Origin of the sequence: Algibacter amylolyticus (assembly GCF_014202225.1) — a bacterium.
Classification (GTDB): Bacteria; Bacteroidota; Bacteroidia; order Flavobacteriales; family Flavobacteriaceae; genus Algibacter_B; species Algibacter_B amylolyticus.
Genome location: NZ_JACHGE010000001.1, coordinates 554,958 through 581,055 on the forward strand (window position 1 = coordinate 554,958; position 26,098 = coordinate 581,055).

The 26,098-nt window shown below is 32.8% G+C and carries 25 protein-coding genes and 1 tRNA gene; 12 read left to right on the plus strand and 14 right to left on the minus strand.

Going from position 1 to position 26,098, the window contains the following annotated elements; all coding sequences use genetic code 11:
* Positions 1-4 precede the first annotated feature (4 nt).
* Both HNQ90_RS02390 and HNQ90_RS02395 read right to left on the minus strand, forming a co-directional pair.
* Positions 5-508, minus strand: a complete 504-nt coding sequence (locus HNQ90_RS02390) for a c-type cytochrome (RefSeq protein ID WP_144115049.1) — start codon at positions 506-508, stop codon at positions 5-7.
* A gap of 336 nt (positions 509-844) precedes the next feature.
* The gene (locus HNQ90_RS02395) at positions 845-1,375 is read right to left on the minus strand and encodes an alpha-ketoglutarate decarboxylase (RefSeq protein WP_144115050.1); all 531 of its coding nucleotides are present in this window, start codon (positions 1,373-1,375) and stop codon (positions 845-847) included.
* 156 nt (positions 1,376-1,531) lie between these two features.
* On the opposite strand from HNQ90_RS02395, the gene HNQ90_RS02400 reads away from it, so the two are divergent.
* Positions 1,532-4,282, plus strand: coding sequence for a 2-oxoglutarate dehydrogenase E1 component (locus HNQ90_RS02400; protein WP_144115051.1), 2,751 nt, complete (start codon positions 1,532-1,534; stop codon positions 4,280-4,282).
* Between the two features lie 28 nt (positions 4,283-4,310).
* Complete coding sequence (gene odhB, locus HNQ90_RS02405; RefSeq protein ID WP_144115052.1) at positions 4,311-5,516, plus strand: 2-oxoglutarate dehydrogenase complex dihydrolipoyllysine-residue succinyltransferase; 1,206 nt, start codon at positions 4,311-4,313, stop codon at positions 5,514-5,516.
* Positions 5,517-6,019: 503 nt separating this feature from the next.
* Here the strand turns inward: odhB and HNQ90_RS02410 are convergent.
* Both HNQ90_RS02410 and HNQ90_RS02415 read right to left on the minus strand, forming a co-directional pair.
* Entirely contained in the window at positions 6,020-6,652 is a 633-nt protein-coding gene (locus HNQ90_RS02410) for a response regulator (protein ID WP_144115053.1), read from the minus strand.
* A gap of 33 nt (positions 6,653-6,685) precedes the next feature.
* The gene (locus tag HNQ90_RS02415; RefSeq protein WP_144115054.1) at positions 6,686-7,126 is read right to left on the minus strand and encodes a retropepsin-like aspartic protease; all 441 of its coding nucleotides are present in this window, start codon (positions 7,124-7,126) and stop codon (positions 6,686-6,688) included.
* Positions 7,127-7,193: 67 nt separating this feature from the next.
* Here HNQ90_RS02415 and HNQ90_RS02420 point away from each other — a divergent pair, with 67 nt between their 5' ends.
* From HNQ90_RS02420 to HNQ90_RS02460, 9 genes are all read left to right on the plus strand, one after another.
* The gene (locus tag HNQ90_RS02420) at positions 7,194-7,961 is read left to right on the plus strand and encodes a TatD family hydrolase (protein ID WP_144115565.1); all 768 of its coding nucleotides are present in this window, start codon (positions 7,194-7,196) and stop codon (positions 7,959-7,961) included.
* 2 nt (positions 7,962-7,963) lie between these two features.
* Positions 7,964-8,995 carry an asparaginase gene (locus HNQ90_RS02425; protein ID WP_172625804.1) on the plus strand — a complete coding sequence of 344 codons (1,032 nt, stop codon included), beginning with the start codon at positions 7,964-7,966 and terminating at the stop codon, positions 8,993-8,995.
* Between the two features lie 71 nt (positions 8,996-9,066).
* Positions 9,067-9,154: transfer RNA gene (locus HNQ90_RS02430), tRNA-Ser, on the plus strand.
* Positions 9,155-9,229: 75 nt separating this feature from the next.
* The gene (locus HNQ90_RS02435) at positions 9,230-9,997 is read left to right on the plus strand and encodes a MotA/TolQ/ExbB proton channel family protein (protein WP_144115055.1); all 768 of its coding nucleotides are present in this window, start codon (positions 9,230-9,232) and stop codon (positions 9,995-9,997) included.
* Positions 9,998-10,016: 19 nt separating this feature from the next.
* Positions 10,017-10,448, plus strand: coding sequence for a hypothetical protein (locus HNQ90_RS02440; RefSeq protein ID WP_144115056.1), 432 nt, complete (start codon positions 10,017-10,019; stop codon positions 10,446-10,448).
* A gap of 3 nt (positions 10,449-10,451) precedes the next feature.
* Positions 10,452-11,042 carry an ExbD/TolR family protein gene (locus HNQ90_RS02445; protein ID WP_144115057.1) on the plus strand — a complete coding sequence of 197 codons (591 nt, stop codon included), beginning with the start codon at positions 10,452-10,454 and terminating at the stop codon, positions 11,040-11,042.
* Positions 11,043-11,059: 17 nt separating this feature from the next.
* Positions 11,060-11,536 (plus strand): ExbD/TolR family protein, encoded by a 477-nt coding sequence (locus HNQ90_RS02450; protein ID WP_144115058.1) that lies wholly within the window; start codon positions 11,060-11,062, stop codon positions 11,534-11,536.
* Positions 11,537-11,628: 92 nt separating this feature from the next.
* Positions 11,629-12,321: a porin family protein gene (locus HNQ90_RS02455; protein ID WP_144115059.1), complete on the plus strand. Its 693-nt coding sequence runs from the start codon at positions 11,629-11,631 to the stop codon at positions 12,319-12,321.
* Between the two features lie 14 nt (positions 12,322-12,335).
* A complete protein-coding gene (locus HNQ90_RS02460) occupies positions 12,336-12,779 on the plus strand; it encodes a hypothetical protein (RefSeq protein WP_144115060.1) in 444 nt (147 codons plus the stop codon).
* Between the two features lie 6 nt (positions 12,780-12,785).
* On the opposite strand, the gene HNQ90_RS02465 is transcribed toward HNQ90_RS02460, so the two are convergent.
* The 7 genes from HNQ90_RS02465 to pyrH form a co-directional block, all read right to left on the minus strand.
* On the minus strand, positions 12,786-13,391 hold the full coding sequence (locus HNQ90_RS02465) for a hypothetical protein (RefSeq protein ID WP_172625805.1): 606 nt from the start codon (positions 13,389-13,391) through the stop codon (positions 12,786-12,788).
* A complete protein-coding gene (gene rpoN, locus HNQ90_RS02470) occupies positions 13,391-14,851 on the minus strand; it encodes an RNA polymerase factor sigma-54 (RefSeq protein WP_144115061.1) in 1,461 nt (486 codons plus the stop codon). Before rpoN ends, HNQ90_RS02465 begins: the two co-directional genes overlap by 1 nt.
* Positions 14,852-14,938: 87 nt before the next feature.
* Positions 14,939-16,372: an asparagine--tRNA ligase gene (gene asnS / locus HNQ90_RS02475; protein WP_144115062.1), complete on the minus strand. Its 1,434-nt coding sequence runs from the start codon at positions 16,370-16,372 to the stop codon at positions 14,939-14,941.
* Positions 16,373-16,461: 89 nt separating this feature from the next.
* Positions 16,462-18,852: an efflux RND transporter permease subunit gene (locus tag HNQ90_RS02480; RefSeq protein WP_144115063.1), complete on the minus strand. Its 2,391-nt coding sequence runs from the start codon at positions 18,850-18,852 to the stop codon at positions 16,462-16,464.
* 157 nt (positions 18,853-19,009) lie between these two features.
* Positions 19,010-20,281, minus strand: a complete 1,272-nt coding sequence (locus tag HNQ90_RS02485) for a hypothetical protein (RefSeq protein ID WP_172625806.1) — start codon at positions 20,279-20,281, stop codon at positions 19,010-19,012.
* Between the two features lie 80 nt (positions 20,282-20,361).
* Positions 20,362-20,919 (minus strand): ribosome recycling factor, encoded by a 558-nt coding sequence (frr, locus tag HNQ90_RS02490; protein WP_144115064.1) that lies wholly within the window; start codon positions 20,917-20,919, stop codon positions 20,362-20,364.
* Between the two features lie 53 nt (positions 20,920-20,972).
* Positions 20,973-21,680, minus strand: coding sequence for a UMP kinase (gene pyrH / locus HNQ90_RS02495; protein ID WP_144115065.1), 708 nt, complete (start codon positions 21,678-21,680; stop codon positions 20,973-20,975).
* A 396-nt stretch (positions 21,681-22,076) separates the two neighbouring features.
* Between pyrH and HNQ90_RS02500 the strand changes: the two genes are divergently transcribed.
* Positions 22,077-23,564: a hypothetical protein gene (locus HNQ90_RS02500; RefSeq protein WP_144115066.1), complete on the plus strand. Its 1,488-nt coding sequence runs from the start codon at positions 22,077-22,079 to the stop codon at positions 23,562-23,564.
* A gap of 120 nt (positions 23,565-23,684) precedes the next feature.
* On the opposite strand, the gene tsf is transcribed toward HNQ90_RS02500, so the two are convergent.
* The 3 genes from tsf to rpsI all read right to left on the minus strand — a co-directional run bounded on the left by tsf (position 23,685) and on the right by rpsI (position 26,097).
* Positions 23,685-24,659, minus strand: a complete 975-nt coding sequence (gene tsf, locus HNQ90_RS02505; protein WP_144115067.1) for a translation elongation factor Ts — start codon at positions 24,657-24,659, stop codon at positions 23,685-23,687.
* Between the two features lie 87 nt (positions 24,660-24,746).
* On the minus strand, positions 24,747-25,520 hold the full coding sequence (gene rpsB / locus HNQ90_RS02510) for a 30S ribosomal protein S2 (protein ID WP_144115068.1): 774 nt from the start codon (positions 25,518-25,520) through the stop codon (positions 24,747-24,749).
* A gap of 190 nt (positions 25,521-25,710) precedes the next feature.
* Positions 25,711-26,097, minus strand: a complete 387-nt coding sequence (rpsI, locus tag HNQ90_RS02515; protein ID WP_144115069.1) for a 30S ribosomal protein S9 — start codon at positions 26,095-26,097, stop codon at positions 25,711-25,713.
* Position 26,098 lies beyond the last annotated feature (1 nt).

The window sequence follows — 26,098 nt, forward strand, 5'->3', positions numbered from 1 at the left end:
ATTTTTATTTTAAGGTTCTAAAATATTCTAAAACAGCTCTTGCTTCTTCTTTAGTAAGATGTTGGTTTGCCATAGGAGCGCCATTAAATTCCATTAATAAATCTTTCGCTAATGGATCTTCTTTTACCATCTGTTCCGGGTTTAGTATCATGTTCATTACCCATTCTGGAGATCTTCTTTCTAATATACCTGTTGGTGCAGGACCGATAAACTTCTTGTCGGCTCTGTGGCATGCGGTACACATTTTTTTGTAAACATCGGCACCGTGTGTTACCATATTTTGATCAATTTCGGCAGGTAATTCTAATGAAGTTATTGGCCCAACGCCTTTATTACTTAAATCTACCCTTTTTGAGGGAGGCGTTTTTTCTGCTTTAGGGGCAGCTTTAGTTTCTGTGGTTTCTTTCTTGTCATAAGAAAAACCAGCTTTCTTTTTTTCTTCTTTTCCGCCACAGCTAATAAGAAGTACTATTAATAAGGTAGTTAAAATTTTTAGTGTTGTTTTCATTTTATTTTAATTTTAGTAGTCAAATGTATTGTGTTAAAACAACTAATTTTATGATATAAATCATATTTAGGATAAAATTGTCTTTTTTAAAAATTCACTATAGAAAGTGTGTTCAAATACCTTTAAAGATGTAGTGTTTTAGTTGTTTTAATGCTTGTGGAGTACAAGGAAATAGCCAATTAAATTAATCTGCTTTTAGATTAATTTATTGTTTGTTTTAGGGTGAAGTGTTTGGTTAAAAGAAGTTACTGTACGTGTTTTAATAAAGCTCTTTTGTAAAAGCTCTAATTAAGTACATTTAATAATAGATTGTATTTTTGGGTACTAGTTTTTTACTTAAAAATAAAACCTAACAAAAGGCGCCCAAGGGTCTGCATAAATACTTTTTTCGGTGTCGTATAAAACATCGTATCTTATACCTAATGTAACATTACCACTTCTATAACCGGCTCCTAAATACAACGCCGGAATCCAATAATTATCTGTAGGAAGGTCAATATTAGTATTGTAGCGGCGGTTAACATTAAGTTGCTCAAATTCTGCAGAAAGTTGTACTTCTCTTATTACATTATATAGCGCTACTAAACTTCCTCCTAAAATAGTAGATTTATAAGCGTTTTTTTGGTTGTTGAATGTAGCATTTAATCCTAATCCTAACGAAAAATTATTATCAAATTCATAAATAGCACTCGGGGCTACTGTAGCGCTAAAAAAGCCATCGCCAAAATTTAAACCTAAACCTCCGCCAAATCTCACGTGGTCCCAGAAATCCGATGGTGTATCTTGGGCTTTAACATTTAAAGAGCAAAATAAAAGTATGGTGAAAAGAAGAGCGATTTTTTTATTTATTAAAAGAATTGAATTCATAGCGGCGTGAAATCTTTAAAAAATTAACAAAATTTTAGGCATATTCGTTAATTGAATATTATTTGCCATAAATATAGTTAAAGAATCATCTAATTTTAGTAAAAGTTGTATTTTTGGTGAATATTTTGATTAAACTATACGTGATTACAAATAACAATGGATAAATTTTCATTTTTAAACGCAGCACATACAGCATATTTCGCTGATTTATACGAACAGTATCAACAAAGTCCAGATTCAGTCGAGCCAAGTTGGAGAGCCTTTTTTCAAGGGTACGATTTTGGTAGTGATAATTACGGATTAGAAGGTGAAATTGTTGAAGGTGTTTCTACTCAAATACCAGAACAAGTTCAAAAAGAATTTCAAGTTGTAAGATTAATTGATGGTTACAGAATGCGTGGGCATTTGTTTACAAAAACAAATCCGGTTCGTGCAAGACGTACTTATCAACCAACTTTAGAAATCGAAAATTTTGGACTTAGCGCAAACGATTTAGATACCGTTTTTAATGCCGGAGATATTTTAGGGATTGGTGTTAAAACCCTTCGTGAAATTATTATTCATTTAGAAAAAATATATTGTAGTTCCATAGGAATTGAGTATATGTACTTGCGTAATCCAGAAGTAATTGCATGGTGGCAAGAACAACTTAATAAAAATGATAATCAGCCAAATTTTTCAGCTGAAACAAAAAAATATATTCTTTCGAAATTAAACCAAGCCGTTACTTTCGAAAACTTTTTGCAAACTAAATATGTAGGCCAAAAACGTTTCTCATTGGAAGGTGGCGAATCCTTAATTCCAGCTATTAGTAACGTGCTTTTTTATGCCGTTGAAAAACATGGTGTTAAGGAGTGTGTACTTGGTATGGCACACCGTGGGCGTTTAAGTACGCTAATTAATATTTTTAGAAAACCTGTTAACGAGCTGTTTAGTGAGTTTGATGGTAAAGATTTTGAAGATGCAGATATTGATGGTGATGTAAAATACCATTTAGGTTTAACACTCGATAAAACGTATCAAAACGGTAAAAATATTAAGATGAATTTGGTGCCTAATCCATCGCATTTAGAAACCGTTGCTCCTGTTGCCGAAGGTATTACTAGAGCAAAGATTGATAGCGATTATGATGGCGACGATTCTAAAATACTTCCAATAATTGTGCATGGAGATGCTGCAATTGCAGGACAAGGTATTGCTTACGAAGTTGCTCAAATGAGTCAGTTGGCTGGTTATAAAACAGGAGGAACTTTACATATAGTTGTAAATAACCAAATTGGATTTACAACTAACTATTTAGATGCACGTTCTAGTACCTATTGTACAGATGTTGCAAAGGTTACTTTATCTCCAGTTATGCATGTAAATGCTGATGATGCCGAAGCGGTAGTTCATGCTGTTGAATTAGCGTTAGAATACAGAATGCGTTATAAAAAAGATGTGTATATCGATTTATTAGGCTATAGGAAATATGGTCATAATGAAGGTGATGAGCCTCGTTTTACACAACCAAAATTATATAAGGAAATTGCTAAACACGCAAACCCTTTTAAAATTTATGCCGATAAATTGATAGCAGAAAATACTATCGATCAGGGGTATGTAGATAATATAATTTCAGATTTTAAAGACACTCTAGAAAGTGAGTACACGAAGTCTAAAAAAGCAAAATCTTCTAAGGTTCGCGAGTTTATGCAGGAACGTTGGACGGATTTTGAGAGACAAGGTGTAGATGCCATGCTTAAACCGGAAGATACTTCGTATTCAAAAGAAAAATTAGAAAGTATCTCAAAAGTAGTTTCAACAGTACCTGAAGGTGTTAAGTTTTTACGAAAAGCAGAACGTATTCTTGCTGGTCGTGAAAAAATGGTTTTTGAAAGTGATACTTTAGATTGGGGAATGGCCGAAACTTTAGCATACGGAAGTTTACTAGAAGAAGGTTTCGATGTTCGTATATCGGGTCAAGATGTGGAACGTGGTACTTTTAGCCACCGTCATGCTATTTTACGCGATGAAATTTCAGAAGAACGTATTAATCTGTTAAATACAAATCCAGAGAGTAAAGGGGAAATGTATATTTATAATTCCTTTTTATCAGAATACGGTGTATTAGGTTTCGATTATGGATATGCCATGGCAAACCCAAATACATTAACCATTTGGGAAGCACAGTTTGGTGATTTTAGTAATGGAGCTCAAATTATATTCGATCAATATCTAGCGGCTGCCGAAGATAAATGGAAAGCTCAAAACGGTATTGTGGTTCTTTTACCTCACGGTTATGAAGGTCAAGGATCCGAGCACTCATCTGCAAGAATAGAACGTTACCTGCAATTATGTGGTGATGATAATATGATTGTAGCAGATTGTACAACACCCGCAAACATGTTCCATTTACTGCGTCGTCAAATGAAACGCAGTTACAGAAAACCATTAATCGTTTTTACTCCTAAAAGTTTATTACGTCATCCAAAAGCTGTTTCTAGTATAAAAGAATTGGCTTCTGGTAAGTTTGAAGAAGTTATAGACGATACTATTAACCCTAAAAACGTTAAAAAATTAGTGTTCTGTACGGGTAAATTCTACTACGATTTGTTAGCTGAAAGAGAAGAATTAAATAGAGAGGATGTTGCACTTGTTAGAATAGAGCAATTATTCCCGCTGCATTTAGAGAAAATCCAAAGCGTTATTGATAAATATCCTAATGTAGAAAATTATGTGTGGGCACAAGAAGAACCTAAAAACATGGGCGCATGGAGCCATATGTTACAACGTATGGATTTGGTTAAGCTAGAAGTAGCTTCTAGACCTTACAGTTCTGTACCAGCACCGGGTTCTAGTACTAGGGATAAACGTAGACAACGCCGTGTAATTGATGCGGTTTTTGGAAACTTAGTTAAAAAATAAAATTCAGATACAATTAAAATTATAAAAAATGATTTTAGAAATGAAAGTGCCTTCTCCAGGCGAATCTATTACAGAAGTAGAAATAGCAACTTGGTTAGTAGAAGATGGTGATTATGTTGAAAAGGATCAAGCTATTGCTGAAGTAGATAGCGACAAAGCAACACTTGAATTACCAGCTGAAGCTAGCGGAATTATTACGCTTAAAGCGGAAGAAGGTGATGCTGTTGAGGTTGGAGCTGTAGTTTGTTTAATTGATACAAGTGCAGAAAAACCAGCAGGAGGTGAGGCTCCAAAAGCTGAAGCTAAAGTTGAAGCACCAAAAGCTGAGGCGCCTAAAGCAGCCGAAACTAAAACTTACGCTACAGGTACTGCAAGTCCTGCCGCTAAAAAAGTTTTAGCTGAAAAAGGTATAGATGCAGCAACAATTACTGGAACAGGTAAAGCGGGACGCGTAACTAAAGAAGATGCTGTAAATGCAGTACCTTCAATGGGAACTCCAACAGGAGGTAGTCGTGGTACGTCTAGAAGTAAAATGTCTATGTTACGTCGTAAAGTGGCAGAGCGTTTAGTAGAAGTTAAAAATACAACGGCTATGTTAACTACGTTTAACGAAGTTGATATGTCGCCTATTTTTGCTTTACGTAAAGAATATAAAGAAACCTTTAAATCTAAACATGGAGTTGGATTAGGGTTTATGAGTTTCTTTACTCTAGCTGTAGTGAGAGCATTAGAAATGTATCCAGCAGTTAATTCAATGATGGATGGTAAAGAAATGTTATCATATGATTTTTGCGATATTAGTATTGCTGTTTCAGGTCCAAAAGGATTAATGGTGCCCGTAATTCGTAATGCCGAAAACTTAAGCTTTAGAGGCGTTGAGTCTGAAGTAAAACGTTTAGCGCTTAGAGCAAGAGATGGTCAAATTACTGTTGATGAAATGACAGGTGGTACATTTACTATTACAAATGGTGGTGTATTTGGAAGTATGTTATCTACTCCAATTATTAACCCTCCACAAAGTGGAATTTTAGGAATGCACAATATTGTTGAGCGCCCTGTTGCTATTGATGGTCAGGTTGTAATTCGTCCAATTATGTACGTTGCTCTATCTTACGATCATAGAATTATTGATGGTAAAGAAAGTGTAGGCTTTTTAGTTGCAGTTAAAGAGGCACTAGAAAACCCAATAGAATTATTAATGAATAACGATGTTAAAAAAGCATTAGAGTTATAGTATTAAATAAACTAAATAAAAAAAAGGTGTTACAATACTATTGTAACACCTTTTTTTTTGGTCGAATGTTTTGGGACAAATTTGACGACACTAACTAAAACAGACAATAAGATTTATTGCGACTACAATAACGGCTAAAATGCTTAACCCTATTATAATACATTTGTTAAGTGTGTTGTTTTCTTTTTCCATCTGGGAATCGAACATGTTCTTTAGGTTTTAAATTTATTTTAAAACTCTGCACCGCTACAGTGCAGAGTATCTAAAAAATTCTCTCTCAAAAGAATTAATTAATAGCACTGTAAAAGTAAAAGGAATGGCGGTGAAAAAAAATACGCACTTATACGTATTTTAAAATGAGTAGTTTAAAAAAAGTCTATAAAATGCAAAAGCTCTAGACCATTACAATCTAGAGCTTTCTTTAATTCTCCCTAAGAACTAATTAATAGCACTGTAAAGATAAGGGATATAAGTCTTACAAAAAATACGCACTTCTACGTATATTATAAAAAATCTTTATTTAAGGTTGCCCAAATGGATAATGATGTGGGCCTGTTATCTAATTTTAGTTTATGTACAACATTGCTTCGGTGTTTATCCACAGTTCTAATAGAAATAGATAGCTCGTCGGCAATATCTTGGCTTGTTTTATTTTCAGAAATAAGTTTTACTATTCTTAATTCAGATTTTGTAAGTAAATCTAAGGTTTCAGGTTTGTTTTCTAAGGTGCTAGCATTTAAATAGGAGGCTATTTCTTCGCTAAAATAAGGCTTGCCTATAACAACTTGACTAATACAAGTTTCAATTTCTTCAATAGCAAACTCCTTTAAAATATAACCGTAAACACCGCATTCTATGGCTTTATCATAAACTTCTTCCTCCTTATCAAAGGTTATTAGAATGACTTTGGTATCTAATTCATTTCTTTTGCAATCTTCAGCAATTTCTAAACCCGTTTTATATGGCATTCTAATATCTAGAATAGCAATAGTTGGTTTTAGTTTAACTATAAGGTTGTATGCAGCTTTCCCATCTTCTGCACTACCAATTATATTAAACCCTTTAGAGGTTAAAAAATCGGTTAAGCCTCTAAGCATTAACGGGTGATCATCAGCTATAACAATTGTAGTGTTCATTTAGTTTAGAGAGAGAATTGGATTGCTATTAATTTATAACTTTAAATATAGATATTTCTTTTCGTAATCTATGACTGCTTTGCCTTTTTTTAAAATATCGGCACCTATAATGCCATCTACAGGTTTCGAGTTGTGGTTTGTAAGTGCCATATTAACATGGCTAAGGTTAAATAAAACTAAAACAACCTTATTGTTATACCACTTCCCAATTTTAAGCTTGTTTTTTTTTGATGTTTTGGTCTCCATATCTATGGCACCAGCACCGGCGGCTTTAATTAACGAATCTTCGGCCTTAAGTTTAAAGGTGTCTATACCTTCAAAACCTACGCAAGAATTGGATGCTCCGGTATCTAGTATAAATAATCCTTTTTTACCATTTATTGTTGCCTTAATCTCAAAATGATTGGTTTTAGTAAAGTGTAATTTCACTTTAGTATACCCTTTTTTCTCAAGAAATTCCTTCAACAATTCCATCTTATTAGTTTTAAACAAATATAATCCTATAAAAACAATTATTTTTACATTAAATAAATTAATGACTTTGATAATTACAGACACACACACCCATTTATACAGTGAAGCTTTCGATGAGGATAGAGACGATATTATTAAGCGGGCTATAGAGCAAGGCGTTTCTAGATTTTTTATTCCTGCTATCGATTCAACCTATACAAAATCTATGCTTCAGCTTGAAAAAGATTACCCTAACCATGTATATTTAATGATGGGACTACACCCAACACATGTTAAGGACAATTTTGAGGAAGAACTTAATCATGTTGAAGAGATGCTAGCATCGCGAAAGTTTTATGCCGTTGGCGAAATAGGTATCGATTTATATTGGGATAAGTCGACTTTGGATATTCAAAAGAAAGCATTCAAACATCAAATACAACTTGCAAAAAAGTATAAACTGCCAATAGTAATTCATTGTAGAGAGGCTTTTAATGAGATTTTTGAAGTTTTAGAAAGTGAAAAGGGAGACGATTTGTTTGGGATTTTTCATTGTTTTACGGGCACACTAGAACAAGCACACCAAGCCATATCATATAATATGAAATTAGGTATTGGTGGAGTAGCTACGTTTAAAAATGGAAAAATAGATCAGTTTTTAAATGACATTCCCTTAAAACATATTGTGTTAGAAACGGATTCACCTTATTTATCACCGGTGCCTTATAGGGGAAAACGGAACGAAAGTGGATATATAGTAAAGGTTTTAGAGAAGCTATCAGATATATATAACGTATCTTTAGATGAGATAGCTCAAGTTACAACCGAAAACTCTAAAGATATTTTTAAAATTTAAGAATGATAAAATCTAAGGTAAAAATTCTTCTTATATATACAGGAGGTACAATAGGGATGGTTAAGGATTTTAAAACTGGATCTTTAAAAGCTTTCAATTTTAAAAATTTATTAGATAGAATCCCCGAATTACAATTGTTAGATTGCGATATTGATACAGTGTCTTTTAAAATCCCCATTGATTCAAGCGACATGCAACCTAAATATTGGGTTCAAATAGCCGAAATTATAGAAACCAATTATCAAGATTTTGATGGTTTTGTTATCCTTCACGGAAGCGATACCATGAGTTATTCGGCTTCAGCATTAAGTTTTATGCTCGAAAACTTAGCGAAACCAGTTGTGTTTACTGGGTCTCAGTTGCCAATAGGGGATTTAAGAACCGATGCTAAAGAGAATTTAATAACGTCTATTCAGGTGGCTTCATTACAAAGCGAAGCAAAGCCCGTAGTTAAAGAGGTGTGTTTGTATTTTGAGTATAAACTATATCGAGGTAATAGAACTACAAAATTAAATGCTGAACATTTTCAGGCATTTGTATCCTCTAATTATCCCGATTTAGCTGAATCAGGTGTGCATTTAAAAATTAATAAAGAGCATTTATTAAAACCAAATGAAGCAAAACAACTTAAGGTTAATAAAAAATTAGATGAAAATATTGCAGTTGTAAGGCTGTATCCCGGTATATCAAAAGTCGTTTTAGAAACTATTTTTAATGTTTCGGGCTTAAAAGCAGTTATTATTGAAACTTTTGGGGCTGGTAATTGTACCACAGAACCATGGTTTATTAATTTGTTAAACGACGCCATATTAAAAGGTATATATATTGTAAATGTAACACAATGTGCGGGCGGAAGTGTGCTTATGGGGCATTATGAAACAAGTAGTGCATTAAAAAAAATAGGAGTGATATCCGGAAAAGACATGACTACAGAGGCGGCCATAGCTAAATTGATGTATTTATTGAGTAAAAATATTTCGGCTAACACATTCAAAACCAAATATGAAACAGCATTACGTGGTGAGATGAGTTAAAAATAACAGTAAATATTTTATCCTTTAAAGTTTTTTTTGTTATTTGAGCCCCGTAATTAGAGATTGATTATAGAGAGGTGGCCGAGTGGCTTAAGGCGCACGCTTGGAAAGCGTGTATGCGTTAATAGCGTATCGAGGGTTCGAATCCCTTCCTCTCTGCTCATATTTTTTATTTTTAATTGCTTTTTTTTTATATCTTTAACACTTTAACTAATAAAATTAAGATCGTACAACATGAAAAGATTATTTTCTATCCTAGCCATAACTTTAATGGTGGCATTCGGAACTGCTAATGCAACTACAATTGCAAACACTAGTACAGCTGTAACTACGGTTACAACAATGACACAAGATGAGACGCCAGCTGCAGAGCTTTCGTTCCATCAAAATTTAAAGAAGCGTTTTATTGAAGGAGGTGCCGGATTTATGGGTATTGTACTTTTATGTTTAATTCTAGGTTTGGCAATTGCTATTGAAAGAATTATCTTTTTAAACCTTTCTACAACAAATACAAAAAAATTAGCTCAATCTGTTGAAGATGCTTTAGCTTCTGGAGGTATTGAAGCAGCAAAGGAAGTTTGTAGAAATACAAAAGGACCTATTGCTTCTATTTACTACCAAGGTTTAGACAGAACTGATGAAGGTATTGAAGCTGCTGAAAAAGCTGTTGTAGCTTACGGTGGAGTTCAAATGGGACAATTAGAGAAAAACGTATCTTGGATTTCTTTATTTATCGCTTTAGCACCAATGCTTGGTTTCATGGGAACGGTAATTGGTATGATTCAAGCATTCGATAAAATTGAAGCTGCAGGAGATATGCAACCATCACTTGTTGCAGGTGGTATTAAAGTAGCACTTTTAACAACTGTATTTGGTTTAGTAGTAGCTATTATACTTCAAATTTTTTACAATTATATTATTGCTAAAATTGATAGTATTGTTAACGATATGGAAGATGCTTCTATTACGTTAATGGATCTATTAATCAGACACAAAAAGTAATAATTTAAAAAAACAAAAAATGGGTTTACATAAAATTTTAAAAATAGTGGCTTTCGCCTTAGCTATTATTGGAGCAATTATTGTTCTTTTAATAATAGCTGGAGATGAGGAATCTGCTTTAGGTATGAGTGGAAACTTACTCTACGTTGCTTATGCAGTACTAGGAATAGTATTAGCATTGGTAGTAATATTTGTTATTAAAGGTTTGTTTGCTGGCGATATTAAAAAGACATTAATTACTGTTGGTGCATTTGCCGCAGTTATATTTGTGTCTTACGCAATATCTTCTGGTACAGATTTAGATTTAAAACCTTTTACAGATAAAGGTTTAGATGTAGATGAAGGAACTTCTAAAACAGTAGGAGCTGGATTGTATGCATTTTACGCATTAGCTGTTGTAGCTATCGGATCTATGTTACTAGGAGGAGTAAAAAAAATCTTAAATAAATAAGTTATGGCAAAAAGAGCAGCACCAGAAGTAAATGCAGGCTCAATGGCCGACATTGCTTTCTTATTACTTATATTTTTCTTGGTAACAACAACCATTGAAACGGATTCGGGTATTAACCGTAAACTTCCTCCGATGGAAGAGTCTGAAGAAGATGTTGTCATCAAACAAAAAAACATTTTTACCGTGTTATTAAATGGTAAAGATCAGTTACTTGTTGAAGATGAAATCATGGAACTTAAAGATTTAAGATTAGCAGCTAAAGAATTTTTAGATAATGGAGGAGATAAGTCTTGTTCTTATTGTAAAGGGGCTAAAGATCCCGCATCATCTGATAATCCTGATAAAGCCATTATTTCCTTAGCAAATAATAGAGAAACAACTTACAAAACTTACATATCTGTTCAAAACGAATTGGTTGCGGCTTATAATGAGTTGAGAGATGCAAGAGCCCAGGCTTTATATAATATGCCGTTTACACAAATGGAAGCGGATTATAAAGATGTAAATTGGCCTGGAAATAAAGAGAAGCTTAAAGAAAAGATAGACAAGATTAAAGCTGACTATCCTCAAAAGCTTTCAGAAGTACAAGAATAATTTAACATTTATAAAACATGTCTAAATTTAATAAGAAAAAAAGTGGCGAGATGCCGGCGGTTAATACAGCATCACTTCCTGATATTGTATTTATGTTATTATTCTTCTTTATGGTGGCCACAGTTATGAGGCAAAACACTCTAATGATTGAAAATAATTTACCGTTTGCCGATCAAGTTGAAAAGCTAGATAAAAAAGATTTGGTAATGTATATTTATGCAGGTAAACCAAGTGAAAACTATAAGCAATACGGAAGTTCGGCAAAAATTCAATTAAATGATAAATTTGCTGATGTTAAAGAGATTGCATCGTTTATTGCTGCCGAACGCGCTTCGAAACGTGAAGAATTAGTACCATATTTAACTACAGCTTTAAAAGTTGATAGTGATGCTAATATGGGATTAATTGGCGATATTAAACAAGAGTTACGTAAAGTTAATGCACTTAAAATAAACTATACCACTAAAAAGGGTAGTGTATTGGGTAACAATTAAATTTACATTCTTAATTTTATAAAAAAGGCGTTTTGATATATCAAAACGCCTTTTTATTTTCATTACTTTTACTACTAAATTAATAAACGTTAATGAAGTATTTTGTTGCTATTTTGCTTTTTATATGCACTGTCACCTTTAGTTTTGCTCAAGAGAGTACCGAAAAGGAGGTGGATTCGCTTTATAAGGAAGACCAGTTTTATGCCGGAGTTACTTATAACTTATTAGGCCAAATACCAGATGGTCTTAGTCAAAGTGGATTTTCGTTAGGTTTCCATTTAGGTTTTATTAAAGATATGCCTATTAATGCTAAAAGAAATGTAGCTATTGGAATAGGTTTAGGATATTCTGCGAACTCCTTTAATCAAAACTTATTAATCGCCAATGATGGTTTGGGTGGTTTTGAATACAGCATATTAGAAGATAGTGATACTTACACTAAAAATAAATTCTCTACACATTTAATAGAAATGCCTATAGAGTTTAGGTGGCGCACATCTACACCAACCGAATATAACTTCTGGCGTATTTACACAGGTTTTAAGGTGGGTTATGTGTTTAGTAATACCACCAAGCATTTAGGTGATACGGATGATTTTAAATATAACAATATTGATGATTTTAATTCCTTACAATATGGGTTTACTTTGAGTGCGGGATATAGCACTTGGAATTTTTATTTGTATTATGCTTTAAACCCTATTTTTACCAATGAAGCTAAAATTGGTGGGGAGGCTATAGATACCAACGCTATTAAAATTGGTTTAATGTTTTATATTCTTTAAATATAAATAGGCTTATGAAAAATCTGATTTTTATTGGTTTACTTATAATTTCATTATTAACAAGCTGTCAAAACAAAACTAAAGCACAAGAAGAAGTATCAGTTTCTGCTTCTGAGGAGCAAGTTGATTATGTTGAAAATCTATCAGATAGAATCCTTAAAGCTCAAAAAGCTGGTGGTTTTTATAAGTTGACTGAAAGCGAAGCAAGTATAAGAATGGTTACAGGGTTAAATGAAACACTACAAAAATCTACTTATGCTAAAATTAAAGGACTTTTGGGAGATTATAAGGATTTAGAGTTTTATTCTTTAGAGGAAATTAAAAAGGATCAAGTTATCAAATATATAGGTTTAGAGGTTATTTTGAATTGGGTTCTGATGTTGAAATACGTTCGGTTTTTGGATTCTGAAGGTAAATTAGCAGGCTTTTTTGTTAAACCTTGGAAAGATAAACTGTAAACCTAATTATAACCAATACGTAACTAAAATTAACTGCGGAATAAGGCCAATAAACGATCCAATTATTAATTCTATATAAGAATGTGCTTTTAGATGAAGTCGAGAAGTAGCAACTGCACCTGTACTTACAGCCATAAAAATTAGTGTATCGTTTAAATTAATGCTAAAATGAATGCTAAGGGCTATAAAAAACATAAATACTCCGGTAATAGCAATCATATGAATACTTGCCTTAAACTTCATTACAGCAAGTAATAAACAGGCTATATTAGATATAAGTATACCCACAAAGAAAAAGTAGAGTTCTGGAGATTGTGAAGGTGTGAGTATTTTTTTTAATACGATTATAACAACAACACTATTTAGTAGTAATGGGTATATACGTTCCTTGGTAGTTTCAAGGTTAACGGTATTTACTATACCTATTAATTTAAGTATTAAATACAGTAAAAGGGGCAATATTATTGTAAGTATAAAAAGCGCTACGAATTTTGCTTGTATAATTTCTTCAGGAAAATATCTTGGAGAGATTGAAAAATAATAAACTACCCCGAATAGCGGCATTACTAAAGGATGAAAAATATATGATATACTCTTTAGTAGTCTATCCATTATATTTTTTTACGTAAACGCGCTACAGGTATATCTAGTTGTTCTCTATATTTTGCAACCGTTCTTCTAGCAATTGGATAACCTTTATCTTTTAAAATTCCAGCTAAATTCTCATCAGTTAAGGGCTTTTTCTTGTTTTCTTCTTCAACAACCGTCTCAAGGATTTTCTTTATTTCTCTTGTAGAAACGTCTTCACCCTGATCGTTTTTCATAGATTCAGAAAAGAACTCTTTTATTAATTTAGTACCATAAGGTGTATCAACATATTTACTATTTGCTACTCTTGATACGGTAGATACATCCATATGAATTTCATCTGCAATATCTTTAAGTATCATGGGTTTTAAGTTACGTTCATCGCCAGTAAGAAAGTACTCTTTTTGGTAGTGCATAATAGCACTCATAGTTACAAATAAGGTCTGTTGGCGTTGTTTTATAGCTTCAATAAACCACTTGGCAGCATCTAACTTTTGTTTAATGAATATAACGGCATCTTTTTGAGATTTAGACTTGTCCTTAGCATCTTTATAGCCTTTAAGCATGTTGTTGTACTCTCTTGATACATGAAGCTCTGGAGCATTACGTCCGTTAAGTGTTAACTCTAATTCGCCATCCACAATTTTAATAGCAAAATCTGGAACAACGTGTTCTACAATTCTATTGTTTCCAGCGTAAGATCCTCCTGGTTTTGGGTTTAAATGCTCAATTTCATTAATGGCATCTTTTAACTGGGTTTCGGTAATATTGAATTTATTAAGTAACTTTTTGTAATGCTTTTTGGTAAACTGATCGAAGGCATTATCGATAATATTAATAGCTAATTCGGTATCTGCCGTTTTTTCTTTTCTATGTAATTGAATACTTAAGCATTCTTGTAAGTTTCTAGCGCCAACACCAGCTGGATCTAATTGATGCACAATTTTTAACACTTTCGCCACTTGCTCTTCTGTGGTGTAAACACTTTGTGTAAATGCTAAATCGTCTACAATATCACTTATTTCTCGTCTTATGTATCCGCTTTCGCCAACACTTCCTACTAAGAATTCGGCAATATCACGCTCTTCGTCAGATAGTCTATAGGTATTTAATTGGCTAACTAAATGTTGAGTAAATGATGTTCCCGCGGCATACGGCATTGTTTTTTCTTCATCGTCGCTACTGTAGTTGTTTACTTGAGTTCTGTAATCTGGAATTTCATCGTCACTCAAATATTCGTCAACATTAATGTCCTCTGCATTTATAGAGTCATTGTCCTCGTAATCGTCTGTTGTGTTATCAAAATCAGAATCTAGTTCGTCGTTACTTTCCTCTTTTCCGCCTTCTAAAGCAGGGTTTTCTTCTAATTCTTGCTTTAAACGTTGCTCAAAAGCTTGCGTAGGTAGCTGTATCAATTTCATTAACTGAATTTGCTGTGGCGACAGTTTTTGAGATAATTTAAATTGTAAAAATTGTTTAAGCATATTCTGATTTAAGGTTGTTACTCAAATATATAAAAAGGGATTAGTATACCCAAAGTATTATAAGTTTGACTTTTACAAAGATACTTTTTAAAATTCGGCATTTTGCGGGGTTCTAGGGAAAGGAATAACATCTCTAATGTTACTCATGCCTGTTGCAAACATTACCAAACGCTCAAAACCTAGTCCGAATCCAGAATGCACTGCCGTACCAAATTTACGTAAATCGAGGTACCACCAAAGTTCTTCTTCTGGAATGTTTATAGCTGCCATACGTTCTTTTAAAACATCCAAACGTTCTTCACGTTGCGCTCCTCCAACTATTTCTCCAATTCCAGGGAAAAGGATGTCCATAGCACGAACCGTTTTTCCATCGTCATTTAAACGCATGTAAAACGCTTTTATGTTTGCTGGGTAATCAAACAAAATAACAGGACATTTAAAGTGTTTTTCAACTAAAAAACGTTCATGCTCACTTTGTAAATCTGTTCCCCATTCATCAATAAGATATTTAAATTTCTTTTTCTTATTTGGTTTCGAATTTCTAAGGATATCAATAGCTTCTGTGTAGCTAACGCGTTTAAAATTGTTATCGGTAACGAAATTTAATTTTTCAATTAAAGACATTTCGCTACGTTCGGCTTGCGGTTTTGTTTTTTCTTCATCTTGAAGACGTTTATCTAAAAACTCTAAATCTTCACGATTGTTATCTAAAACATAAGTTATAACCGATTTCATAAAGTCTTCAGCTAAATCCATATTGCCTGCAAGGTCCATAAAAGCAACTTCTGGTTCAATCATCCAGAATTCTGCTAAATGGCGTGATGTATTGGAGTTTTCAGCTCTAAATGTAGGTCCAAAAGTATAGACCTTACCTAAAGACATGGCGTAAGTTTCAGCCTCTAATTGACCAGAAACCGTTAAGTTGGTTTCTTTACCAAAAAAATCTTTGGAGTAATCGATGTTACCTTCATCATTTAAAGGTGGGTTTTTGGCATCTAGGTTTGTAACTTTAAACATTTCGCCGGCACCTTCGGCATCACTTCCTGTAATAATAGGGGCGTGCATATAGTAAAATCCGTTGTCATTAAAATATTTATGAATAGCAAATGATAAGGCAGAACGTAAACGCATTACCGCACTAAAAGTATTTGTTCTAGTACGTAAATGTGCGTTTTCACGTAAAAACTCGAACGAGTGTTTTTTAGGTTGAATAGGGTAGGTTTCCGGATCGGAATCACCTAAAACAGTTAAAGCACTAACTTTTATTTCAACATTTTGGCCTTTACCTTGGCTTTCAACCAATTCACCTTTTACATGAATGGCTGCGCCAGTTGTTACTCTTTTTAATAGTGCTTCATCAAAATTTTCGAAATCAACTACACATTGTATATTGTTAATAGTGGATCCATCGTTTAAAGCTATAAAGCGATTGGCTCTAAAGGTTCTTACCCAACCTTTAATTTCTACTTCTGGGATTATTATATCTTGTGTTAGTAATTCTGAAACAGTTCTTAATTGCATATTGAAAAATTTATAATGTAAATATAAAATTTTCAAATATTATTACTGTTAGCTATTAGGCTAAATTGTAAAATATTACTGTTAAAATTTTATGCTTCAGATTCGTCCTCTTCAGGAATAATATTTATTGTAGGTTCCCTAAGCACCTCCTTATTAGCTATACTGCGCTCTAGCGACAATAACAGAGAAGGTAGTAGTAGTAAATTTGATAACATAGCAAATAGCAATGTTGCAGAAACTAAAGCACCTAGAGCTACCGTACCACCAAAACTAGAAATGGTAAATACCGAGAAACCAAAAAACAATACAATGGAAGTATAAAACATACTTACACCAGTTTCGCGTAAAGCGCCATAAACAGAAACTTTAATTTTCCAGTTATTAGCTTGAAGCTCTTGTCTGTATTTAGCCAAAAAGTGAATGGTATCATCTACCGAAATACCAAAAGCAATACTAAATACAAGTATGGTTGAAGGTTTTATTGGAACGCCTAAATAGCCCATTAAACCGGCTGTTATTAATAGGGGTAATAAATTTGGTATTAACGATACAATAATCATCCTGCCAGAACGGAACATATAAGCCATAAATATGGCAATTAATACAATGGCTAGGGTTAAGGATATTACTAAGTTTTTTACCAGGTATTTTGTGCCTTTTTGGAATAATAATGCTTTTCCGGTCATGATAACATCATAACGTTCTTTTGGGAAAACTTTATCTATTTTAGTTTGAAGGTTTTCTTCAATACGTTCCATTTTATCGGTACCAATATCTTTCATAAAGGTTGTAATACGGCCGTATTGCCCAGTACTATCTACAAAGTTTTTAAGTAAATCGACATTGGATGTTGAGTTTTTGGCATACGATAAAATAAAACTGTTTTCTTGCGAAGTTGGGAGTTGATAGTACTTTGTATTGCCATTATAATAGGCTTGCTTAGAATATTTTACTAAACCAACTACCGAGATTGGTTTTGATAACTCTGGAGTTTCGTAAATTAATTCTTCAAGTTCCTCCATGCGTTTTAAGGTAGACAGTTTCATAACACCCTTTTTGCGCTTGGTATCTATCATGATTTCCAACGGCATAATACCATTAAATTCATTCTCAAAAAACCTGATGTCATTTACAAACTCCGACTCCTGTGGCATATCTTCAATTAAACTCCCAGATGTTTTAATTTGGTAAATACCAATAATACTGACCACTAGTAATACAACAGATATTATATAAATAGCAATTCGTTTTTTTCTCACCATGAGCTCCATCCAGTCTACAAAACCACCAATCCAACGTTTATTAAGATGCTCTAAGTGACGATCTTTTGGATAAGGTAAAAAGCTATATATAATTGGGATTATTAGTAAGCACAGAATAAAAATGGCTAATATGCTTAACGAAGCAACAACACCAAACTCCTTTAAAAGTTTACTCTCGGTTAATATAAAGGTTGCAAAACCAGATGCAGTAGTAACATTGGTCATTAACGTAGCATTACCAATTTTGGTAATAACACGCTGTAACGATTTTATTTTATTACCATGCAGCTTTACTTCATGCTGGTATTTATTAATTAAGAAAATACAATTAGGAATACCAATTACAATAATTAACGGCGGAATTAAGGCTGTTAAAACCGATACTTCGTAATTTAAAAAGCCAATAATTCCTAAAGTCCACATAACACCAATGCAAACCACAATCATAGAAATTAACGTAGCCCTAAACGATCTAAAAAAGAAAAAGAAAATTAACGAAGTCACTAATAAAGCAGCTAAAATGAAAGTGCTAATTTCATCTACTATATTTTGAGAGTTTAGTGTTCTGATATACGGCATACCAGACATTCTAACATCTACGTTATATTGCTCTTCAAAACCTTTAATTTTAGGAATTAAGACATCAACTATAAAATCTTTTCTTGCAGATGTATTTACAATGGCTTTATCCATGTAAATAGCCGTACGTATGGTTTTAGTGTCTTTATTAAATAAAAAATTATCGTAAAAAGGATATTTTTCAAACAGCTCGGTTTGTAAGGTCTCAATTTGAGCTATGCTGGTTATAGAATCTTTAATAAAAGGCTCTAATAGGAATTTTTCATTTTCAGTATCTTTTATAAGCTTTTGAAGATCTTTTATAGAAATGACAGTTTCTACTGCGTCACTTTTCTTAAAATATTCCGAAAGGTTATTCCAAGCATTTAGCTTTTCAACAGTAAAAAGAGTGGTGTCTTTTACACCAAGAACAATAAGATTACCCTCTTCACCAAAAGTTTCAAGAAACTTATTGTAAGTAATGTTTACCTCATGGTGGTCTGGTAACATATTAGCTTCGCTATAGGCTAAACGCATGTTGTCCCATTTCTGAGCTAACAATACGGTAGTGATAACAATACCTATTAAAATACCAATTTTGTTACGTAAAATTAAATTTGCCGTAACGTCCCAAAAATTCTTTGTAAAAAGTTTAAACATGCCTTAGTAAAAAAGATTCGCAAAGGTAGAAAAAACAAGGGTAATACCTGTTAACAATTAAAATAAACCTATTAATTTGATACAGTTATGTCTGTATTCAAAATTAAATAGTTGCTTAGCTATTGCTATGCTTTTAATTGCCATGTATTGGGCTTATTTATAAAGAAATGTTAAATGTAAATTTAAATGCAACATTATCGTCAATACTTGGTAAATGATAAGCGCCATATCTATAAGTAAAGCTTAAACCAAAGCCAAAAAGTAATTTATTAAGCTCAAAACCAGATTCGGTATAGCCTTTTTCTAAGGAATCGAAAGTTATATTTTCATGTCTTTCTGGAAATTTCATGTCGCCAATTGCATAGCGTGTTATCAATACCAATTGCGGTTGGTAACTTTTAGAAATATTAAAAGGTTTCAAGAAATGTTTAAATTGAAAAGTAGTAAATCTATCAGAAAAGAACTCGTTAAAAAACATAGTTTCAAAACTGTTTAATCCAGCTACCGAGAAGCGTTGGAGAATTTTCTCTTTTGTAATGTTGTTAGGGTAGGCGTGGTAAAGGTGTGTTAGCGGAATTTCTCCAAAGGCTAATCCAGATACGATTGTTAATTCTGAAAAAGCATTCTTTTTATCGCCAATGTAACATAGGGTCCTAAAATCTAGTTTAGAAAAATTAAAATCGCCTCCCAAAACATTTTTTAAACTTTTGGTGTATTGAAAAGAGAATTTTGGATAGCCTTCGTGGGTAATCTGTTTTTTGTTTTCTGCAGTTTTTAAGGTGTTAAAAGGGCTCCATTGTAATGCTATTTTAGCTGAAGTAATATCGAAATTTTGATAAGAATTGCCGTTAACATTGAAACCATAGGCGTAAGTAGGATCTATTTTACTTGTAGTTAACTCTGTTTCTGCAAGCCATTTATGACTTATTTCGTGCTCTAGGGCTATAGATTTTGTAATATGTTTATGGAATAGACTGATGTTTAAAAGACGAGGTTCGAAAAATTGAAAAAAGCGTTTGTCCGTTAAAAACTTTGTGCTTCCTGTTTCCTGTAAGTCGTCTGTGTAGGCTAGATTTAACCAAGTATTTGTTTGTTCGGCAAGTCTAATGCCACCACCTAAGCTATATTTAAAACGATGGTCTCTAAAACCATAAACCGCATAAGAGTTTAATCTGTATCTTTCAGAAAATGCATTGTTCGTAACAACACCTAAACCCGTTCTTACGCCTTCGTATTGGTTGTATTTTATTAAATATCTTAAATCGGCATCAAAGTATTTTGATGGTAAATAACCGTTCCCAAGGCTTTTTAACAACTTTCTCTTGTTAAGGGAATCTTGTTTTGGCTCTACAGGTTCTTCATTAAAAGATTGCGCTTGCACTAATGTTGTGCCTATTAAGAATAAGAAAATCGAAAAATACTTAAACATTGGTTATAACGCTAAAAGCTAAATAATTTATAAAAAAAAGCGACCTAATGCCGCCTTTAAAATTGAAATGAAGTTTTTTATTAAACAGTCATTATTTCTTTTTCCTTAACATCGAAAAGCTCATCGACTTTTTTAACGTGGATATCTGTTATTTGTTGTATATCTATTTCGGCGTTCTTTTTTAAATCTTCCGATACGTCATCATTCTTCTTAACATCATTCATAGCATCTTTTCTAGCAGTTCTAATACTTACTTTAGCATCTTCAGCTTCAGATTTTGCTTGTTTAGCTAAGTCTCTACGACGCTCTTCAGTTAATGGTGGTACATTAATTATAATGGTATCGCCATTGTTCATTGGGTTAAAACCAAGGTTTGCATAAGCAATACCACGCTCAATTTCTTGAAGCATATTTTTTTCCCAAGGCTGTACAGTTATCGTTCTACCATCTGGTGTGTTTACATTTGCAACTTGACTAAGTGGTGTTTGAGAACCATAATAATCAACCATAACACTTCCTAACATGGCAGGACTAGCTTTACCTGCTCTAATGTTTAAAAACTGTTTTTTTAGATGCGCTAAGGCATTATCCATAGACTCCTTAGTACTGTCTAATATAAATTGTATTTCTTCGTTCATTGTATTAAACTTTTTTCAAATTATATAAAATGGTTCAAAAATTACGCCAAAAGCTATACGTTTACAACTGTACCTATATTTTCTCCAGAAACTACTTTAAGTAAATTTCCTTTTTTATTCATATCAAAAACAATAATAGGCAATTTGTTTTCTTGACTTAAAGTAAATGCTGTGGTATCCATAACCTTTAAACCTTTTCTTAAAACATCATCAAAAGAAATAGAGTTGAATTTTACGGCGGTATTATCCTTTTCAGGATCGGCGTTATAAATACCATCAACACGTGTGCCTTTTAAAATAACGTCGGCTTCGATTTCTATAGCTCTTAAAACGGCTGCAGAATCTGTAGTAAAATAAGGATTTCCTGTTCCACCTCCAAAAATAACTACACGACCTTTTTCTAGGTGGCGCATGGCTTTTCTTCTAATAAATGGTTCGGCAACTTCGTTAATTTTAATAGCGGTTTGCAACCTTGTAGGTATATCGGCATCTTCCAATGCGCCTTGTAATGCTAATCCATTAATAACGGTAGCTAGCATGCCCATATGGTCGCCTTGTACACGATCCATACCTTTACTTGCTCCAGCAACACCTCTAAAAATATTACCACCTCCAATAACTATGGCAACTTCAATGCCTTTATCGGTAATGGTTTTTATGTCTTGAGCATATTCTGCCAAACGATCTGGGTCTATACCGTATTGGCGCTCTCCCATTAAAGCTTCGCCAGATAATTTTAGAAGTATTCTGTTGTATTTCATCGGTTATTTATATTTCGATTTAGAACTTTGGCAAAGCTACACATTTTTTTTATTTTTTGAATTTATATAAAACGCGTTTTTTGGACGGGTTTTAAGTTTATAAGCTAAGAGAAAAACAGCCTAGGGCTGACAAGTGTTTAAGTAATATCTTAAAACCGCGCTATCCACTATATCTTTTTAAAACGTTATTGGTATGCAGGAATGACTTTGGTAACCTGTTAAATTTTAGTTCTACATAATATTAAGTGTTTATATTTTTTAAAAAGGATGCCGTTTCTATCGCTCCCGCATGTGTCTGCTAAATACAGTCATCATTCAAAAGGAATAAGTCTATTTGTTTAAATCATGGTCTTATTGTAGTATATTGCTTTCTTTTGTGATTTTATGAATAAATTTTTGAAGGTATCACTTAGTTTTTTCGGAGCCTTTATAACTTTAATTTTAGTCTCCTTATTTTGTGTTTGGATTTTTATACTAGCATTAAAGCTAGAGCATGGTCTAGATGTAATGGTGACTTGTGTTTCAACATTATTATTAAGTTTAATAATAAGTTTTATTTTTAGAAAGACTAAAATTTACAGTAGGTCGATTCTAGTGCTATCAATTATTGCTTGCTCCTTTGGGATAATTGGAGCTTTTAAAAAAAATAAATTGGTTAATGATGTTAAGCCAATTATTGAATGGACTAATACCAATCACAAACAAACACTACCTTTTTTTGTTGCAGAGACAGGACACCTATATTTAAAAACGATATTTAATTCTGAAGAAAAATATTTGCTTTTTGATACAGGAATGGATATAACAAGCTTACACGAAAAATATAATAATTCTGAAGCTATTGATAGTCTTAATGTGAAATCTTCTCAAGCAATAAAACAAGATGTAGCAATACATAAATTATATAGCCTTTCTTTTGGAGATCTTAATTTAAAAAATATAGGCTATGGAGCTATGTCAAAAGAAACCTGGAGTGATTGCGGTATCTTTCCTAATCAAGATTCTATTGCAGGTATTTTGGGTAACAATGTTATCAATAATTTTGTCTGGGATTTAGATATGGTTAATCGAGAAGTGACTATTCAAGACAAATCATTTATAGACAACTCTATTTCTAATAAAAAAATTATTCCTTTAATTAGAAGTAACATGGGCTGGAAAGTTAATATACAGCTTAACGGAAAAAAGAAGAAAGTAAAATTTGATTCTGGTAATGCTTCTATACTTAATATAACGGATGGTATTCAATTAGCTAAAACTTATACATATCCTATTACTAATGCAGGTCGCTCAAAAGGTGTATTTTCATATTTAAATTGTGAAGGTAAAGAAGTTAAAATAGATTCTAGTGATATTAAATATCAACAAAAGCGTAGCGTTTTTGTTAATTTGAAAGTAGGAGATACTGCTTATAAAGATGCTTATGTAATCGATAAATCTGCCTCTAATTTATTAGGTATTCCTTTATTTTGGGAATATGAACGAGTTGTTTTAGATTTTCTTTCTAAGAAGATATATTTGATTAATCCTGTTAATAAGATTAACGATTACCAAATTTCAACTAAGAGTAAAAATACACTAATGTCAGTCAAGGTTGAAGCTATTTCTAAAACAGGGTATTATGATGTATATAAAAAAGAAGAAATCAAATTGATTACCAAAAATAAAACGACGTTAAATGACACGATAGAGTATTATTTTAAGGGTAAAATGAGAATATATGCATCACTTAATTTAATAGAAAAGCGTATAAATATTGATAGCATTATAGGTAAAGGTTATACTTTAAACTTAAAAACGGACGAGTCTATAAATCATGAACGTTTAATATTACATAAAGAAAGCAAAGTATTAAATTTGAGTGATTTAGAAAAACACTTGTAAATTATCTTTGGTTATAATTACTTTCTAAAGTATTAAATATTTGTCATAAAAAAAAAACCACTACTCTTATTAAAGAATAGTGGTTTTTATTTTTATAGTATTGCGCTTTCGCGGAATAGTTTATCCTACAGAAGCACGTTTGAAACCTGAAATTTCAACATCTCCATAAGAAGATACGTAATCTGCAACAGTTTTCTTTTCATCTTTGATAAACTTTTGATCTAAAAGACATTGCTCTTGATCTAAAGTAGTATTATCAGAAATAAAACGCTCCATTTTTCCTGGTAAAATTCTATCCCAGATTTGTTCTGGTTTACCTTCAGCTTTTAATTCTGCTTTTGCAGCTTCTTCAGCTTCAGCAATAACTTCAGGAGTTAATTGAGCCATAGAAATATAAGAAGGTACATTTTTAAGTGTTTTACCTAAACGTCCTAATTCAATATTATCTTTTTCAATAACTGCAATTCTAGCTTCAGTTTCCGATGCTACAAATGCAGGATCAAAATCTTTGTAAGATAATGAAGATGCACCCATTGAAGCAACTTGCATTGCTACATCTTTAACTAAAACCTCAGCGTTATCAACTTTAGCAGTTAATCCAACTAAAGCAGCAATTTTGTTAATGTGAACGTAAGTACCAACATAAGCAGCTTCTAATTTCTCAAAAGCGTTGATTTCTAATTTTTCACCAACAACACCAGTTTGTTCAACTAGTTTTTCTGCAACAGTCATACCTCCAAAATCGGCAGCTAAAAACTCATCTTTAGAGCTTGTGTTTAAAGCAATATCAGCTAATTGGTTTGCTAGTGCTAAAAAGTTTTCGTTTTTACCAACAAAATCAGTTTCACATCCTAAAACAATAGCAACACCTTCAGTTTGGTCTGCATTAATTTTAGAAACAGCTGCACCTTCAGATGAATCTCTATCGGCTCTTTTTTCAGCTACTTTTTGTCCTTTTTTACGAAGCACTTCAATGGCTTTATCAAAATTACCTTCAGCTTCTACTAAAGCTTTTTTGCAATCCATCATACCTGCACCAGTTGCTTGTCTTAATTTATTAACCTCTTGGGCTGTAACTTTTACTGTAGTACTCATAGTAGTTATAATTTAAAAAAGTCGTTCAATATAATTTTCTATAAAGAAAAGAATTAAACGACTTAATTATTGTTGTATTAATGTTATTTATTCTTCTTCTTCAGCTACTGCTTTTTTAGCTGGAGCTGCTTTAGCTTTAGGAGCTTCTTTGGCTGATGCCGAAGCGTCTTTTTCTGCTTTGCGTTCTGCTAATCCACCAGATACTGCAGATGCTACATGCGTTAAGATTTTATCAATCGATTTAGAAGCATCGTCATTTGCAGGAATTACATAATCAACTTGACGTGGGTCAGAGTTGGTATCAACCATTGCAAAAATAGGAATGTTTAATTTTTGAGCTTCTTTAATCGCGATATGCTCACGCTTAATATCTACAACAAATAAAGCACCTGGTAAACGCGTCATATCTGTAATAGAACCTAAGTTTTTCTCTAACTTAGCTCTTAAACGATCAACTTGTAAACGCTCTTTTTTAGACAATGTCATGAATGTACCGTCTTTCTTCATTCTATCAATAGAAGCCATTTTTTTTACCGCTTTTCTAATAGTAACAAAGTTAGTTAACATTCCACCTGGCCATCTTTCTGTGATGTAAGGCATGTTAATTTCGCCAGCTTTTTCAGCAACAATATCTTTTGCTTGTTTTTTTGTTGCAACGAACAAAATTTTACGTCCTGAAGCTGCAATTTTTGCAAGTGCTGCTCCAGCTTCTTCAATTTTAGCCGCTGTTTTGTAAAGGTTTATAATATGGATACCGTTACGCTCCATATAAACGTAAGGTGCCATATTAGGGTCCCATTTACGTGTAAGGTGTCCAAAGTGTACACCTGCTTCAAGTAATTCTTTTACTTCTACTGCCATTTTGTAATAGTTTACGTTCTGTTGAATAGCAATGATTAAGTGGTCATTTTATAAATCGCCTTAACCATTTAGATGCTAAACTAAATCCTGCCTTTTCAGACTCGGACAACAATAACTGTTTTAATTTATTTTTATAGTTTGAAAATGATAAAAAAATCTGTAATACAGATCCTGAACCATGTCCAGGATATTAACGTTTTGAGAATTGAAACTTCTTACGAGCTTTCTTCTGACCGAATTTCTTACGTTCAACCATTCTTGGATCTCTTGTTAATAAACCTTCTGGCTTTAAGATAAGTCTGTTTTCAGCATCTATCTCACACATAACGCGTGAAAGAGCTAAACGAACAGCTTCTGCTTGTCCAGTAATACCACCTCCATATACATTAACTGTAATATCAAAGTTGGCGTCATTGTTAGTCAAAACTAAAGGTTGTTTTACTTTGTACTGTAAAGTAGCAGTAGTAAAATAATTAGCTAAGTCTTTTTTATTGATTGTAATGTTACCTTTTCCTGGGGCAACATAAGCGCGCGCAACAGCCGTTTTTCTACGGCCAATTTTGTGAATTACTTCCATG

Excerpts from the sequence above, each read along its gene's own strand:
- HNQ90_RS02440 (WP_144115056.1), top strand. The coding sequence starts at position 10,017 with ATGGGTTTACATAAAATTTTAAAAATAGTGGCTTTCGCCTTAGCTATT.
- HNQ90_RS02400 (WP_144115051.1), top strand. The coding sequence starts at position 1,532 with ATGGATAAATTTTCATTTTTAAACGCAGCACATACAGCATATTTCGCT.
- tsf (WP_144115067.1), bottom strand. The coding sequence starts at position 24,659 with ATGAGTACTACAGTAAAAGTTACAGCCCAAGAGGTTAATAAATTAAGA.
- HNQ90_RS02395 (WP_144115050.1), bottom strand. The coding sequence starts at position 1,375 with ATGAATTCAATTCTTTTAATAAATAAAAAAATCGCTCTTCTTTTCACC.
- HNQ90_RS02415 (WP_144115054.1), bottom strand. The coding sequence starts at position 7,126 with ATGGAATTGTTGAAGGAATTTCTTGAGAAAAAAGGGTATACTAAAGTG.
- HNQ90_RS02460 (WP_144115060.1), top strand. The coding sequence starts at position 12,336 with ATGAAAAATCTGATTTTTATTGGTTTACTTATAATTTCATTATTAACA.
- HNQ90_RS02485 (WP_172625806.1), bottom strand. The coding sequence starts at position 20,281 with ATGTTTAAGTATTTTTCGATTTTCTTATTCTTAATAGGCACAACATTA.
- HNQ90_RS02410 (WP_144115053.1), bottom strand. The coding sequence starts at position 6,652 with ATGAACACTACAATTGTTATAGCTGATGATCACCCGTTAATGCTTAGA.
- rpsB (WP_144115068.1), bottom strand. The coding sequence starts at position 25,520 with ATGGCAGTAGAAGTAAAAGAATTACTTGAAGCAGGTGTACACTTTGGA.
- HNQ90_RS02480 (WP_144115063.1), bottom strand. The coding sequence starts at position 18,852 with ATGTTTAAACTTTTTACAAAGAATTTTTGGGACGTTACGGCAAATTTA.
- HNQ90_RS02390 (WP_144115049.1), bottom strand. The coding sequence starts at position 508 with ATGAAAACAACACTAAAAATTTTAACTACCTTATTAATAGTACTTCTT.
- frr (WP_144115064.1), bottom strand. The coding sequence starts at position 20,919 with ATGAACGAAGAAATACAATTTATATTAGACAGTACTAAGGAGTCTATG.
- HNQ90_RS02465 (WP_172625805.1), bottom strand. The coding sequence starts at position 13,391 with ATGGATAGACTACTAAAGAGTATATCATATATTTTTCATCCTTTAGTA.
- rpoN (WP_144115061.1), bottom strand. The coding sequence starts at position 14,851 with ATGCTTAAACAATTTTTACAATTTAAATTATCTCAAAAACTGTCGCCA.
- HNQ90_RS02445 (WP_144115057.1), top strand. The coding sequence starts at position 10,452 with ATGGCAAAAAGAGCAGCACCAGAAGTAAATGCAGGCTCAATGGCCGAC.
- HNQ90_RS02450 (WP_144115058.1), top strand. The coding sequence starts at position 11,060 with ATGTCTAAATTTAATAAGAAAAAAAGTGGCGAGATGCCGGCGGTTAAT.
- HNQ90_RS02455 (WP_144115059.1), top strand. The coding sequence starts at position 11,629 with ATGAAGTATTTTGTTGCTATTTTGCTTTTTATATGCACTGTCACCTTT.
- HNQ90_RS02425 (WP_172625804.1), top strand. The coding sequence starts at position 7,964 with ATGATAAAATCTAAGGTAAAAATTCTTCTTATATATACAGGAGGTACA.
- rpsI (WP_144115069.1), bottom strand. The coding sequence starts at position 26,097 with ATGGAAGTAATTCACAAAATTGGCCGTAGAAAAACGGCTGTTGCGCGC.
- pyrH (WP_144115065.1), bottom strand. The coding sequence starts at position 21,680 with ATGAAATACAACAGAATACTTCTAAAATTATCTGGCGAAGCTTTAATG.
- asnS (WP_144115062.1), bottom strand. The coding sequence starts at position 16,372 with ATGCAATTAAGAACTGTTTCAGAATTACTAACACAAGATATAATAATC.
- HNQ90_RS02435 (WP_144115055.1), top strand. The coding sequence starts at position 9,230 with ATGAAAAGATTATTTTCTATCCTAGCCATAACTTTAATGGTGGCATTC.
- odhB (WP_144115052.1), top strand. The coding sequence starts at position 4,311 with ATGATTTTAGAAATGAAAGTGCCTTCTCCAGGCGAATCTATTACAGAA.